Annotated in this window: 12 protein-coding genes; 5 read left to right on the forward strand and 7 right to left on the reverse strand. The window is 59.3% G+C overall.

Annotated features, from left to right (window positions below; genetic code table 11):
* Positions 1-65: 65 nt before the first annotated feature.
* From crl to gpt, 3 genes are all read right to left on the reverse strand, one after another.
* A complete protein-coding gene (gene crl, locus C1N60_RS15805; protein ID WP_021313042.1) occupies positions 66-467 on the reverse strand; it encodes a sigma factor-binding protein Crl in 402 nt (133 codons plus the stop codon).
* A 109-nt stretch (positions 468-576) separates the two neighbouring features.
* Positions 577-1,824 (reverse strand): esterase FrsA, encoded by a 1,248-nt coding sequence (frsA, locus tag C1N60_RS15810; RefSeq protein ID WP_394521080.1) that lies wholly within the window; start codon positions 1,822-1,824, stop codon positions 577-579.
* Between the two features lie 120 nt (positions 1,825-1,944).
* Positions 1,945-2,403 (reverse strand): xanthine phosphoribosyltransferase, encoded by a 459-nt coding sequence (gene gpt, locus C1N60_RS15815; RefSeq protein WP_021507279.1) that lies wholly within the window; start codon positions 2,401-2,403, stop codon positions 1,945-1,947.
* A 254-nt stretch (positions 2,404-2,657) separates the two neighbouring features.
* Between gpt and pepD the strand changes: the two genes are divergently transcribed.
* Positions 2,658-4,118: a beta-Ala-His dipeptidase gene (gene pepD, locus C1N60_RS15820; protein ID WP_021507280.1), complete on the forward strand. Its 1,461-nt coding sequence runs from the start codon at positions 2,658-2,660 to the stop codon at positions 4,116-4,118.
* Positions 4,119-4,227: 109 nt separating this feature from the next.
* Here pepD and dinB read toward each other — a convergent pair whose 3' ends face one another.
* The gene (gene dinB, locus C1N60_RS15825; RefSeq protein WP_058758014.1) at positions 4,228-5,283 is read right to left on the reverse strand and encodes a DNA polymerase IV; all 1,056 of its coding nucleotides are present in this window, start codon (positions 5,281-5,283) and stop codon (positions 4,228-4,230) included.
* Positions 5,284-5,527: 244 nt separating this feature from the next.
* Between dinB and dpaA the strand changes: the two genes are divergently transcribed.
* The gene (dpaA, locus tag C1N60_RS15830) at positions 5,528-6,271 is read left to right on the forward strand and encodes a peptidoglycan meso-diaminopimelic acid protein amidase (RefSeq protein WP_021507282.1); all 744 of its coding nucleotides are present in this window, start codon (positions 5,528-5,530) and stop codon (positions 6,269-6,271) included.
* Here dpaA and C1N60_RS15835 read toward each other — a convergent pair.
* Entirely contained in the window at positions 6,242-7,009 is a 768-nt protein-coding gene (locus tag C1N60_RS15835; RefSeq protein ID WP_132466338.1) for a class II glutamine amidotransferase, read from the reverse strand. The genes dpaA and C1N60_RS15835 overlap by 30 nt on opposite strands.
* A 48-nt stretch (positions 7,010-7,057) precedes the next feature.
* Positions 7,058-7,636: a D-sedoheptulose 7-phosphate isomerase gene (gene lpcA / locus C1N60_RS15840; protein WP_021507284.1), complete on the reverse strand. Its 579-nt coding sequence runs from the start codon at positions 7,634-7,636 to the stop codon at positions 7,058-7,060.
* A 229-nt stretch (positions 7,637-7,865) separates the two neighbouring features.
* Here lpcA and fadE point away from each other — a divergent pair, with 229 nt between their 5' ends.
* From fadE to C1N60_RS15855, 3 genes are all read left to right on the forward strand, one after another.
* On the forward strand, positions 7,866-10,316 hold the full coding sequence (gene fadE, locus C1N60_RS15845; protein WP_394521081.1) for an acyl-CoA dehydrogenase FadE: 2,451 nt from the start codon (positions 7,866-7,868) through the stop codon (positions 10,314-10,316).
* A 184-nt stretch (positions 10,317-10,500) separates the two neighbouring features.
* Entirely contained in the window at positions 10,501-11,661 is a 1,161-nt protein-coding gene (locus tag C1N60_RS15850) for a pyridoxal phosphate-dependent aminotransferase (RefSeq protein ID WP_394521082.1), read from the forward strand.
* Positions 11,649-12,419, forward strand: coding sequence for an amidohydrolase (locus C1N60_RS15855; RefSeq protein ID WP_394521083.1), 771 nt, complete (start codon positions 11,649-11,651; stop codon positions 12,417-12,419). Before C1N60_RS15850 ends, C1N60_RS15855 begins: the two co-directional genes overlap by 13 nt.
* 47 nt (positions 12,420-12,466) lie before the next feature.
* Here C1N60_RS15855 and katG read toward each other — a convergent pair whose 3' ends face one another.
* A complete protein-coding gene (katG, locus tag C1N60_RS15860) occupies positions 12,467-14,665 on the reverse strand; it encodes a catalase/peroxidase HPI (protein WP_394521084.1) in 2,199 nt (732 codons plus the stop codon).
* Positions 14,666-14,730 lie beyond the last annotated feature (65 nt).

Here is a 14,730-nt window from a genome sequence, read left to right on the forward strand (position 1 = left end):
GTCTGTGTCTGTAAAAAAAGAGCCGGCTCATCACCGGCTCTTTCTTATTCTGGTCTGACTCAGGTTCAGGCGCTGAGTTTAACCGGCTCTTCTTTGAACCCCGCCGCGGGCCTGAGATCAAGCTTAAACTCATGCAGCGTGGCTTTCAGGCGCTCGTGGAAATTACGCAGCGTGCTCTCCACTTTCTCATTGTTCTCTTTGCCCTTGATGGCGGCCACGCTCCAGTCGCCGTCTTTATCAAACAGGCCGAAGTGGTATTCGTAGGTGAAGTGATCTTCATAGGCGTTCAGCGTCATCCACCAGCCCCAGAACTCGCGGCTTTCCGGCGCCGGTTTGACGTTGACGCACGCCGCCAGGCAATCAAAAAAGAAACGCGTCTCTTCACACTGTCCTTCACGGATGTACGGCCCCAATTCGGTGAAGCGCTTAAGCAGGCGACTACGGGGGTGACCACTCGGTAACGTCATGCTAACTCTCTCCCTCAAATAAACCGTATAAAACGCAGCGCGGCGGCAAAACGCCACCGCACGTATTTTCCCGAAGATAAGTTGTAGCAGAGTCTGCGTATTTCGCCAGTTAGCGCTGCAACTGTTTTGCCAGCCAGTCGCAAATTTGATTGAGCGCCTTATCAAAGCTGGCAAACACTGGCGTGGCGGGAATCGCCAACGCCTTGCCCTGCGCCGAGGAGTTGACGATCAGCTGCGCCTCCTCTTCCGGGCTGAACAGATCGTTGGGCCAGTAAGCGGCCAGCATCGGCACCGGCGTCCGGCGACCCAGCAGGCCCTGCACTTTGAGCGAATAGCGGTTGAGCTCGATGCGCAGATTGCTGTCGGAGGTCGACGACATGCCCAGCCGGCTGGCCAGCATGTCCATATACATATCCGGCAGTTGCTGCTGGCGCTGCGCATCGACAAACACGTGATGCACCATCGGCCCGAGCGACGCCACCGCGCGCAGACGCGGCACCTCAAGGTAAGCCAGCCGCGTCGCCACGTTGGCGCCAAAGCGGTAACCGAACAGCGCCACGCGCGTGTGGTCAATCCACGGCACGTTGCTCAGCTCGCGCAGCACCTGCTGATGCAGCTGGCTGGTGTCCTGATTAAGCGTCCATTTGCTGCTGAAACCCACCGACGGCATATCCAGCGTCAGCATGGCGATGCCGCGCGGTGCCAGATAATCATGAAACAGCCGGTAATGGTCGCTCTGCAGCGAGTCGAGGCCACCGCACAGCAGCACGGTCGGATACGGCGCGCTGGCCTGCGCCGGCATATGCAGGAAGCCGGTGACCGGACTGCCGCCGCTGATGGGAAAGGTCAGGGATTTCAGCTCGCCGGGCAGGCGCTGGGTGGCTTCTTCATAAGCGCGATTCGCCAGCACCTGCGCCTGATCCGCCAGCTCATCGCCTTTAATGTAGGGATACGCGGCCAGGCTGTAGAGACTGGCGGCATGCAGCCACTGCTGGCCGGCCTCATCTTGATCGGCGTTCTGCATTGCACGCTGCTGCCACAGCGCCGCCTGCTTCGACCACTCATAGTTCCAGTTGCCGCCGCGATAGCCAATCACCGTGTCCAGCAGCGTTTCGTCGGTGTGTTCAAACTTACTGACGGCAATGCGCGCCAGCACTTCACTGATCTCCTGCGGCGCCAGGCCGCGCCACGTCCACAGCAGCTTATTCAGCATGCGATACCAGCCGCGCTGGGTATCGCCTTCCAGGGCATTGTGCACCTGCGCCGTCGGGTGGTGCTGGCGATGCACCAGCGAGGAGGTTTCCGGGTGTTTGAAGCGGGGTTTGAACAGTTCTTCGCTGAGATTTTTCTCGGCCATCTTAAGCTTCTCCTGCGGCAGTCGCATAGATGGCTAAGAGTGTACTGCACCCGCCGCACGGGCGCGAGGCGCAGAAAGCACAACGCCCGGCATAACCGGGCGTTGTTTGCGTTGCATCAATCAGCTTTTTACAATCGGCGGAATGTACACCACGCCCATGTCCCACGGCTGCTCGATCCAGGTGTTCTGCGGAATATCGACAATATAGTCGTCCACCAGCGCGCGGCCAGCCGGCTTGGCGAAGATGGTGCAGAAACGCGCTTTTGGATACATATCACGAATCGCCTGCGCGGTACCGCCGGTATCCACCAGATCGTCGATGACCACAAAACCTTCACCGTCGCCTTCTGCGCGCTTCAGCACTTTCATTTCACGCTGGTGATCGTGATCGTAGCTGGAGATGCACACGGTATCGACGTAGCGAATCCCCAGTTCACGCGCCAGCAGCGATGCCGGAACCAGACCACCGCGGCTGACCGCGATGATGCCTTTCCACTGTTCCACAGGAAGCAGGCGCTGGGCCAGTTTACGGGCATGAATCTGCAGCATGTCCCAGGTAACGACGTATTTTTCGCTCATAAAAGGAATCCCGGCCAATGAGATTGGCTTAAAAATATGCAAGGGGGAAAAGGTTGCGCGAGATTATAAGGATCTGACGCGTTAAAAACCAGCACCCGTCACATCGGTTGCAGGTTTTTAGCGCGCCCGATGGCGCACCCGGCAGGAAACAGTGATATTCTCTGGCCCATCACGTCAGATGTGCTGACGGCGATCTTTCACTGGAAACCCGCGTGCGAGCGGTATGTCCGCCGCGCTGACACAGGAGACGCGTTGTGTCTGAATTGTCTCAACTTTCCCCGCAGCCGCTGTGGGATATCTTCGCAAAAATCTGCTCGATTCCGCACCCTTCTTACCATGAAGAAGCGCTGGCCGAATACGTTGTTGGCTGGGCTAAAGAGCAAGGTTTCTGGGTTGAACGCGATCAGGTCGGCAATATCCTGATTCGTAAACCTGCTACCGCAGGCATGGAAAACCGTACTCCGGTGGCGCTGCAGGCGCACCTCGATATGGTGCCGCAGAAGAACAATGACACGGTACACGACTTCACCAAAGACCCGATTCAGCCGTACGTTGATGGCGAGTGGGTGAAAGCGCGCGGCACCACGCTGGGTGCGGATAACGGTATCGGTATGGCCTCTGCGCTGGCGGTGCTGGCTGACAACAGCCTGACCCACGGTCCGCTGGAAGTGCTGCTGACCATGACCGAAGAGTCGGGCATGGACGGCGCCTTTGGTCTGCAACCAAACTGGCTGCAGGCGGACATCCTGATCAACACCGACTCGGAAGAGGAAGGTGAGATCTACATGGGCTGCGCCGGTGGTATCGACTTTATCACTACCCTGCCACTGAGCCGCGAGGCCGTGCCTGCCGGTTTCGAAACCCTGAAGCTGACGCTGAAAGGTTTGAAAGGTGGTCACTCCGGCGCGGACATTCATCTTGGTCTCGGCAACGCCAACAAGCTGCTGGCGCGCTTCCTTGCCGTGCACGCGGCTGAGCTGGATATCCGTCTGATTGAGTTCACCGGCGGTACGCTGCGCAATGCGATTCCGCGCGAGGCGTTCGCTACGCTGGCCATCGACAGCCATAAAGTGGATGCGCTGAAGTCTGCTGCCGCCCATTTCCAGGCCACGCTGCAGAATGAGCTGGGCAGTAAAGAGAAGAACGTCGCCGTGCTGAGCGAGCCGCTGGCGCATCAGGGCCAGGCGCTGACCGCAGACAGCCGCGATCGCTTCATTAACCTGCTGAACAGCACGCCAAACGGTGTGATTCGCAACTCGGACGTGGCGAAAGGCGTGGTGGAAACCTCGCTTAACGTCGGCGTGGTCACCATGGAGCAGGACAGCGCCGAGATCATCTGCCTGATTCGCTCGCTGATCGACACCGGTAAAGATTGGGTGGTCGAAACCCTGACCTCGCTGGGTGCGCTGGCCGGGGCGAAAACCGCGCCGAAAGGCGGTTACCCGGGCTGGCAGCCGGATGCCGACTCGCCCATCATGGCGCTGACGCGTAAAACCTATGAAGCGCTGTTTGGTAAGACGCCAAACATTCAGGTGATTCACGCCGGTCTGGAGTGCGGTCTGTTCAAAAAACCGTATCCAGACATGGACATGGTGTCGATTGGGCCAACCATCACCGGTCCACACTCGCCGGACGAGCAGGTGCACATCGACAGCGTCGGTCTGTACTGGAAACTGCTGACCGCGCTGCTGAACGTGGTGCCGGAAAAAGCGTAACGCCGTTGCGATAAAAAAAATCCTGCCTCCGGGCAGGATTTTTTATTTACGGTAACGGTGCCGCGTCAGGCGACCGCGCTGTAGCTCTCTTCCAGCGGCAGCTCAGCCGTTACAACCCCAGCACCAGCTGGCGCTCCAGCTGCGGATTTACCAGCGTGACGTGCAGCCCCACCAGCCGCACACCGCGTCCGGCGCGGCGCTCGTCCCAGGCCTGACGCGCCACGGCGATCATGTCGTCTTTATTCAGCACCGGCCAGACATGCTCCTGGGTGGTGAGCTGGAAATCGTTGAACTTCAGCTTTACGCCCTGACGTGCAATCTGCTTATCCGGGCGGATCGCGCTGAGACGGCGATCGAGTTCGGCGTAGAGAAAATCAATAATCTCCAGACACTGCTCCCAGTGATGAATGTCCTCACCCAGCGTACGCTCGACGCCCAGTGATTTGCGTTCGCGCTCCACTACCACGTCACGATCGTCGATGCCGTTGCTGCGCTCCCACAACACGCGGCCAAATTTTCCAAAGCGCTTCAGCAGCTGCGCCAGATCGGCCTGTTGTACGTCAGCGCAGGTGCGCAGCCCCATCTCTTCCAGCTTTTTGGTGGCCACTTTGCCGACGCCGGGAATCTTGCTCAGCGGCAGCGTCAGCAGAAAGTCCGGCATCGCCTGCGGCGTGATCACATACTGGCCGTCTGGCTTGTTCATGTCTGAGGCGATTTTGGCGAGGAACTTGATCGGCGCAATGCCGGCGGACGCGGTCAGGCCGGTTTCACGCAGGATATCGGCGCGAATCGCCTGCGCCATCAGCGTGGCCGATCCCTGGCAGTGTTCACTGTCGGTGACATCCAGGTAGGCTTCATCCAGCGACAATGGCTCAATCAGTGGCGTATAGCGGGTAAAGATGGCGCGAATCTGCTGCGAAGCTTCTTTATAGGCGTCAAAGCGGCCGGGCAGCAGTTTCAGATGGGGACAGAGGCGCAGCGCCGTGGCGGTCGGCATCGCGCTGCGCACGCCGTATTTCCGCGCCGGATAATTGGCGGTGCTGATCACCCCACGCTGCACGCGGCTGCCACCGATGGCAATCGGGATATCACGTAATGAAGGATCGTCGCGCATTTCTACTGCCGCGAAAAAGCAGTCCATATCGACATGAATGATTTTGCGCATACGCCCCTCCGGATACTGGATAAGTATACAGCAGAGAAAAACAACGGCAATATTTGTGGCGCGTGCGATTAAAGTTTACAAATTTGTGGTCGTATTCCCTTTAGGATTGCACCATTTTCTCGGACTCCGGCTTGATTAAACGCCAGACAATGATAATGTTGCGCTGCGGTAGCGGATATTTCCGATAATGCAATACAGTGACGCACTGCGTCAGCGTTCCTCTTCACTTCAAGGTACACACAGAATGGGCAGAATCGCATTATTGTTTGCGATGATTCTTATGCCGCTCCTGAGCTGGGCAATGACGCCTGAGCCAATGCAGCCGCTGGCTCCGGTGAGCAAAGAGTTAAAGAAACAATTACTGGGTACACCGGTATTTATTCAGATCTTCAAGGAAGAGCGTACGCTGGAACTGTACGGCAAAATCGGTAATGAATATCGTCTGCTGGACAGCTATCGCATCTGTAACTTCTCCGGCGGCCTCGGGCCGAAACGTCGTCAGGGCGATTTTAAAAGTCCGGAAGGCTTTTATAACGTGAAGATGAATCAGCTTAAGCCGGACAGCCGTTTTTACCGCGCCATCAATACCGGATTTCCGAATCAGTACGATCGCGCCAAAGGCTATAACGGTAACTATCTGATGATTCACGGCGATTGCGTGTCCGTGGGCTGCTATGCCATGACCAACGCATCGATGGATGAGATCTTCACTTACGTGAACGCCGCGCTGCGTAACGGTCAGCAGGATGTGCAGGTCAACATCTTCCCGTTCCGCATGACCGACAGCAACATGCAGCGTCATCGTTACTCGACTTACATCAGCTTCTGGCGTGAACTGCAGCCGGGCTATGCTTACTTCGCCAAATACCACGTGCCGCCAACGGTCAACGTGACGGCAACCGGTCAGTATGCGGTGAACAACACGCCGGTCATGACCACGCCGGAAGCGGCGTCGAAATCATTCCTGGCGCTCACCCAGGTAAAATAATGCCCACTCACCTGGCACGATGCGGTGCCAGGTTTCATTACCGGTCAGCGGCTGCGTCGCAATCACCGTCACCACGTCTTTCGGCGTGGTCTGCTGCAAAAAATCAATCTCCACATCCTGATCGAGCAGCTTCGCTTTGCCAAACGGCGCGCGGCGCGTAATCCAGTACAGATTCGTTGAGCAGAAGGCCATCAGATAGCGTCCGTCAGACAGCAGCATATTGAATACGCCCTTCTGGCGCAGCTCCGCCGCCAGTTCCGCCACATAGCGAAACACCGCCGGCCAGTTGCCCGGCGTGCGCGGATAGCGCTCAGCCAGCTTATGCAGAATCCAGCAAAACGCCTTTTCGCTGTCGGTTTCGCCTACCGGACGGAAATGCCCGGTCTCCAGCTGGCGATAGCCCTTTAGCTGGCCGTTATGCGCGTAAGTCCAGTTGCGGCCCCACAGTTCGCGGGTAAACGGATGGGTATTTTCCAGTGATACCTGGCCGCGATTGGCCTGACGAATATGCGCCACCACCGAATGCGACTTGATCGGATACTCCTGCACCAGGCGGGCAATCGGCGAGTTGTAGCTCGGCAGCGGATCTTTAAACGTGCGGCAGCCTTTATCTTCGTAAAAGGTGATGCCCCAGCCATCTTTGTGCGGCCCGGTTGCACCGCCACGCTGCACCAGACCGGTAAAACTGAAACAGATATCCGTGGGGACATTGGCGCTCATCCCGAGCAATTCGCACATAGCAACCGCCTTATCAGAACCTCCCGCGGGCGCGGGAGGAGCACGTCATCACTTAACCATCTCTTTTTCGATTAACAGCATCAGGATGTGGATCACTTTGATGTGAATCTCCTGGATGCGATCGGCATAACCAAAGTGCGGCACGCGAATTTCGATATCGGCCGTACCGGCCATTTTGCCACCGTCTTTGCCGGTCAGGGTAATCACTTTCATGCCTTTGGCGCGCGCGGCTTCTACGGCTTTGATGATGTTGGCCGAGTTACCCGAAGTGGACAGCCCCAGCAGCACATCGCCCTCGCGCCCGACCGCCTCGATGTAGCGGGAGAACACGTAGTCGTAGCCAAAATCGTTGCTGACGCAGGAGAGATGGCTGACATCCGAAATGGCGATGGCCGGATAGCCAGGACGATTTTCGCGGTAGCGCCCGGTCAGCTCCTCAGCGAAGTGCATGGCATCGCAGTGCGAGCCGCCGTTGCCGCAGGAGAGCACTTTGCCACCGGCTTTGAAGCTGTCGGCCAGCAGCACGGCTGCGCGCTGAATGGCGTGAATGTTGGCTTCATCACTCAGGAACTTATTGAGCGTATCGGCGGCTTCATTGAGTTCTGAGCGAATAATGTCCTGATACATAGGGATGTCCTTTAGAGGAAAATTGACCCAGCAAGTTTAACGGAATGGGCCAGAGCCGCAAAGCGCCCGCAGCAGGGAAAAGCGCGACGCCGCGCTGACGTCCGCTTGCCGGCGCGATTTTGTGAGTTCGGTTGTAATTGCGATGTAAACAGATTGATAAATTTCGTGCGCTGCTCTAAACCTTATCACTAACAGGTCAGACCTCTTACAACTTACGGAGCGGTTCATTATGTTGCTTGCCTCGATCATCGCGACGCTGGTGTTAATTAGCGCCCTCTTCTACCATCAGGTTTCACTGCGGCTCAGCAGTGCGATTGTGCTGCTGTGGACCGCGGCACTGGCCGCCACCGGCCTGTGGACGCCGTGGCTGCTGCTGCCGCTGGCCATTATTCTGCTGCCTTTCAACCTGCCGGCGATGCGCCGCAGCATGTTCTCTAAGCCGGCTCTGCACAGCTTCCAGAAGGTGATGCCGCCGATGTCGCGCACCGAAAAAGAGGCGATCGACGCCGGTACCACCTGGTGGGAAGGCGATCTGTTTCGCGGCAAACCGGACTGGCAGAAACTGCACAACTACCCGCAGCCGCGCCTGACCGAAGAGGAACAGGCGTTTCTGGATGGCCCGGTAGAAGAAGCCTGCCGCATGGCTAACGACTTCGAAATCACCCATGAAATGGCCGATCTGCCGCCGGAGCTGTGGGCTTACCTCAAGCAGCACCGCTTCTTTGCCATGATCATCAAAAAAGAGTACGGCGGTCTGGAGTTTTCCGCTTACGCGCAGGCGCGTGTGCTGCAAAAACTGGCAGGCGTGTCCGGGATCCTGGCGATCACCGTCGGCGTGCCGAACTCGCTGGGTCCGGGTGAACTGCTGCAGCATTACGGTACCGATGAGCAGAAAGATCACTACCTGCCACGCCTCGCGCGCGGCGATGAAATCCCCTGCTTTGCGCTGACCAGCCCGGAAGCGGGCTCCGACGCCGGTGCCATTCCGGATACCGGCGTGGTGTGCATGGGCGACTGGCAGGGCCAGCAGGTGCTGGGCATGCGCCTGACCTGGAACAAGCGCTACATTACCCTGGCGCCGATTGCCACCGTGCTCGGCCTCGCCTTTAAGCTCTCCGACCCCGATCATCTGCTGGGCGAAACCGAAGAGCTGGGCATTACCTGTGCGCTGATCCCGACCCATACGCCAGGCGTTGAGATTGGCAGACGTCACTTCCCGCTGAACGTGCCGTTCCAGAACGGGCCGACGCGCGGCAAAGATATCTTTGTGCCGATCGATTACATCATCGGCGGTCCGGCGATGGCCGGTCAGGGCTGGCGCATGCTGGTTGAGTGCCTGTCGGTAGGACGCGGCATTACCCTGCCGTCTAACGCCACCGGCAGCCTGAAAAGCCTGGCGCTGGCGACCGGTGCCTACGCGCACATTCGCCGCCAGTTCAAAGTCTCTATCGGTAAAATGGAAGGGATTGAGGAGCCGCTGGCGCGCATCGCCGGTAACGCTTACGTGATGGACGCGGCGGCGACGCTGATCACCAGCGGCATTATGCTGGGCGAAAAACCGGCGGTGCTGTCAGCGATTGTTAAATACCACTGCACCCATCGCGGCCAGCGCGCCATCATTGATGCAATGGATATCGCCGGCGGTAAAGGCATCATGCTTGGCGAGAATAACTTCCTGGCGCGTGCCTATCAGGGCGCCCCGATCGCCATCACCGTTGAGGGCGCGAACATCCTGACGCGCAGCATGATTATCTTTGGCCAGGGCGCAATCCGCTGCCACCCGTGGGTGCTGGAAGAGATGAACGCCGCCGCGAAGAACGATCTCGTCGCCTTTGACCGCGCGCTGTTCAGCCATATCGGCCACGTCGGCAGCAATAAAGTGCGCAGCCTGTGGCTTGGCCTGACCGGCGGCCGCACCAGCGCTACGCCAACCCGTGACGCAACCCGCCGCTACTATCAGCAGCTGAACCGCCTGAGCGCCAACCTTGCGCTGCTGTCGGATGTGTCGATGGCGGTGCTGGGCGGTAGCCTGAAACGTCGCGAACGTATTTCGGCACGCCTCGGCGATGTGCTGAGTCAGATGTATCTGGCATCCGCCACGCTGAAACGCTATGACGATGAAGGCCGCAACGAGGCGGATCTGCCGCTGGTGCACTGGGGCGTGCAGGATGCGCTGCATCAGGCGGAAGTGGCGATGGACGATCTGCTGCGTAACTTCCCGAATCGCCTGGTTGCAGGTGCGCTGCGGCTGGTGATTTTCGCCGGCGGCAAACACTGCCCGGCACCGTCCGATAAACTGGATCATAAGCTGGCCAAAATGCTGCAGCTGCCGTCCGCAACCCGCACCCGTCTGGGCCGTGGCCAGTATCTGACGCCGAGTGAGCATAACCCGGCCGGTCAGCTGGAGCAGGCGCTGCAGGATGTGATGGCGGCGGAAGTGATTCACGATCGTCTGTGTCAGCAGCAGAAAAAACACTTTTCCTTCACCCGGCTGGATGCGCTGGCCCAGCGCGCGCTGAAAGAAGGCTGGATTGACGAGAGTGAAGCGAAGGTGCTGACGCGGGCCGAAGCCAGCCGGCTGAAGGCCATCAACGTGGATGATTTTGCACCCGAGGCGCTGGCGGTGGCCAAACCGGAAAGTAAACCCAAACCGAGCGCCCGCCCCAGCGAAGCGGCGTAACCGTAAAAAGCCTCCAGCCGGAGGCTTTTTTTATGGCCTGCGGCGCGGGATAAGCGCGCTCAGCGCCTGCGCCATTCGCGTTTAGACGTCTAAGCGTCTCGATTGCCAAGTGTTAACATCCTGTTTATAGTGGCTGCTGCACAAGGTTACTCCGCAACGACATTCGCGCTTAAGGCACCCGATAATGACGCAGCCCAACCTGATCCCCGAGAGCAAACTACCGGCGCTCGGCACCACCATTTTTACCCAAATGAGCGCCCTCGCCGCCCAGCACAACGCCATCAACCTGTCACAGGGCTTTCCCGATTTTGACGGCCCGCGCTATTTGCAGCAGCGCCTGGCACATCACGTCAGCGAAGGCGCTAACCAGTACGCGCCGATGATTGGCACCCTGCCGCTGCGCGAGGCGATCGCCGAAAAAACCGCAGATATGTACGGTCACCGGCCGGATATCAACAGCGACATCACCGTGACGGCGGGCGCGACCGAAGCGCTGTATGCCGCGATCACCGCGCTGGTGCGGCCGGGCGACGAGGTGATCTGCTTCGATCCCAGCTACGACAGCTATGCGCCGGCGGTTCAGCTGGCTGGCGGCGTGCTGAAACGCATCGCGCTGCAGCCGCCCGCTTTTCAGGTCGACTGGCAGGCCTTCAGCAGCCTGCTCAACGCGCGCACCCGGCTGGTGATCGTCAACACACCGCATAATCCGTCCGCCACCGTGTGGCACGCCAGCGACTACGCCGCGCTGTGGCAGGCGATCGCCGGACAGGAAATTTATGTGCTCAGCGATGAAGTCTATGAGCACATCTGTTTTGATGAGCAGGGCCATGCCAGCGTGCTGGCACATGCCGACCTGCGTCAGCGCGCCATCGCAGTCTCATCCTTCGGCAAAACCTTTCATATGACCGGCTGGAAAGTGGGTTACTGCATCGCTCCGGCGGCGATCAGCGCCGAAATCCGCAAAGTGCATCAGTATCTCACTTTTTCAGTGAATACCCCGGCGCAGCTGGCGATTGCCGATATGCTGCGCCAGCAGCCGGAACATATTGATGCGCTGCCGGCATTCTATCGCGCCCGGCGTGACCGCCTGACGCAGGCGCTGGCCGCCAGCCGGTTTAAGGTGCTGCCCTGTGCCGGCACCTATTTCCTGCTGGTGGATTACAGCGCCATTTCCGATTTGGATGATGTCAGTTTCTGCCAGTGGTTAACCCGCGAAGTAGGCGTGGCGGCGATTCCGCTGTCGGTGTTCTGCGCGGACCCTTTCCCGCACAAGCTCATTCGCCTGTGCTTTGCTAAACAGGAAGCGACGCTCGACGCCGCTGCGGAGCGTTTATGTCAGCTTTAAAACTTACCGTATTACAGGAAACCCTGAGCTGGATGGATGGCGCGGCCAACCTGCGCCATTTTGATGAGGTGCTGCAGGGCTTGACGGGCCGCGATGTCATCCTGCTGCCGGAGATGTTTACCACCGGCTTTGCCATGGAGGCGGCGGCCAGTTCGCTGCCGCAGGATCAGGTAGTGGCGTGGCTGCACGGTCATGCCAAAGCCCTGAATGCCCTGGTCGGCGGCAGCGCGGCGATTCAGAGCGACCAGGCCGCGGTAAACCGTTTCCTGCTGGTGGAGCCCGACGGCACGCTGCACCAGTACGACAAACGCCATCTGTTCCGCATGGCCAATGAGCACCAGCACTATGTGCCCGGTGAAACGCGCGAGGTGTTCCACTGGCGCGGCTGGCGTATTCTGCCGCAGATTTGCTACGACCTGCGCTTCCCGGTGTTTTCGCGCAACCAGAATGATTATGATCTGGCGCTGTACGTCGCCAACTGGCCGGCACCGCGCGCGCTGCACTGGCAGGCGCTGCTGCTGGCGCGCGCCATTGAGAATCAGGCCTATGTAGCCGGTTGTAACCGCGTCGGCAGTGACGGCAATCAGCATCAATACAGCGGCGACAGCCGGATTATCTCGCCGCAGGGTGAGATCCTCGCGGCCGCTGAACCCTTCGCCCGCGCGCGCCTCGACGCCGAGTTATCACTGGAGGCGCTGCAGGACTATCGCGAACGCTTCCCGGCCTGGCGCGACGCGGATGAATATACGCTGAAGTAATAAAAAACCCCGGCCAGGCCGGGGTTCGCGTTATTCACGTCAGTTGCTTACAGATCGAACCGGTCGAGGTTCATCACTTTGGTCCAGGCGGCCACGAAGTCGTTAACGAACTTCTGCTTCGCATCGCTGCTGGCGTAAACTTCCGCCAGCGCGCGCAGGATGGCGTTAGAACCAAACACCAGATCGGCGCGGGTGGCGCTGTACTTCACTTCTCCGCTCTGACGATCGCGGCCTTCGAACAGCTCAGCGCTCTCATCGGTGGCGCGCCATGCGGTGCGCATATCCAGCAGATTGATGAAGAAGTCGTTGCTCAACACGCCCACGCGATCGGTAAACACGCCGTGCGCGCTGCCGTCGAAGTTGGTGCCCAGCACGCGCAGACCACCCAGCAGTACCGTCAGCTCTGGCGCGCTCAGCGTCAGCTGTTGCGCTTTGTCCAGCAGCAGGGTTTCGGTGGAAGAACCGCCCTGTACGCGGCGATAGTTACGGAAACCATCGGCCAGCGGCTGCAGTACGTTGAATGACTCGACATCCGTCTGGTCCTGACGCGCATCCACGCGGCCCGGCGTGAACGGCACCTGCACCGCGACACCTGCCGCTGCTGCCGCCTGCTCAATCCCGACGCTGCCCGCCAGCACAATCACATCCGCCAGCGACGCTTTACCTGACTCCTGCTGAATCTTCTGCAGCACCGGCAGCACATCGCGGGAGACGCTGGCGTTGACCGCCCAGCCGTTCTGCGGTGCCAGCGCCAGACGGGCACCGTTCGCGCCGCCGCGTTTATCGCCGCCACGGAAGGTGGAAGCAGACGCCCAGGCCGCAGAGACCAGCTGGCTGACGCTCAGACCCGAAGCGGCAATTTTCGCTTTCAGATCGGTGATGTCATCCGGCGTCGGCTGATGCGTGGCCTGCGGTAACGGATCCTGCCACAGCAGATCTTCCTTCGGCACTTCCGGACCGAGGTAACGCGCTTTTGGTCCCATATCGCGGTGCGTCAGTTTGAACCAGGCACGGGCGAAGGCTTCGTTGAACGCCTGCGGATCGTTGAGGAAACGACGCGAAATCTTCTCGAATTCCGGATCGAAGCGCAGCGTCAGGTCGGTGACCAGCATGGTCGGCTTGCGTTTTTTCTCTGGATCGAACGGATCCGGGATAATCGCTTCGGCATCAACCGCTTCGAACTGAATCGCGCCCGCCGGGCTGTGCGTTTGTACCCACTCATATTTGAACAGGTTCTCGAAGAAGTAGTTGCTCCACTGCGTTGGGGTTTGCGTCCATACCACTTCCAGACCGGAAGTAATGGCATCAGCACCAGCACCGCTGCCGTAGCTGCTGTGCCAGCCCAGACCCTGCGCTTCCAGCGGCGAGGCTTCCGGATCGACGCCCACGTGGCTGGCCGCAGCGGCACCGTGCGTTTTACCCAGCGTGTGACCGCCGGCAATCAGCGCGACGATCTCTTCATCGTTCATGCCCATGTTGCCGAAGGTGGCGCGAATCGCCGGGGCCGCCGAGCGCGGATCGCCGCTGGCTTCCGGACCTTCCGGGTTCACGTAGATCAGGCCCATTTCCGTCGCACCCAGCGGCGCGTTTGCCAGGCTCTCCGGATGGCGGTGCGCCAGCCATTCGGTCTCATGTCCCCAGTCCACGTCCATGTCCGGTTCCCAGACATCTTCACGACCGGCACCAAAGCCAAAGGTACGGAAGCCGGCGTTTTCCAGCGACACGTTACCGGCAAGAATGTAGAGATCGGCCCAGGAGATTTTCTGGCCATACTTCTGTTTCACCGGCCACAGCAGACGACGTGCTTTGTCGAGGCTGACGTTATCCGGCCAGGAGTTGAGCGGCGCAAAGCGCTGCTGGCCACGTCCGGAACCGCCGCGACCGTCGATGGTGCGGTAGGTGCCGGCGCTGTGCCATGCCATACGGATAAACAAGCCGATGTAGCTGCCCCAGTCGGCAGGCCACCAGGATTGCGAGTCGGTCAGCAGCGCACGAATGTCGGCTTTCAGCGCGGCGTAATCCAGCTTGCTGAACTCTTCACGGTAGTTGAAAGTGTCACTGAGGGGGTTAGAACGGCTGGAATGCTGGTTTAACAGATCGACGCGCAGCATGTTTGGCCACCAGTCGCGGTTAGTGGTCCCGCTTCCGGCGCCACGCGCTAAAACGCTTTTCTCTTCCGATGCTCCATGATGAAAGGGGCATTTTCCTGAGGCGGCTGCATTATCATTATTTTCGGGCGTGCTCATTTCTCGGCTCCATTGGCTTCACGTTGTCCGGTTAAGATAACCGCACCGTGTTGCAGAATATATTT

Source organism: Pantoea sp. SGAir0184, from assembly GCF_043544755.1.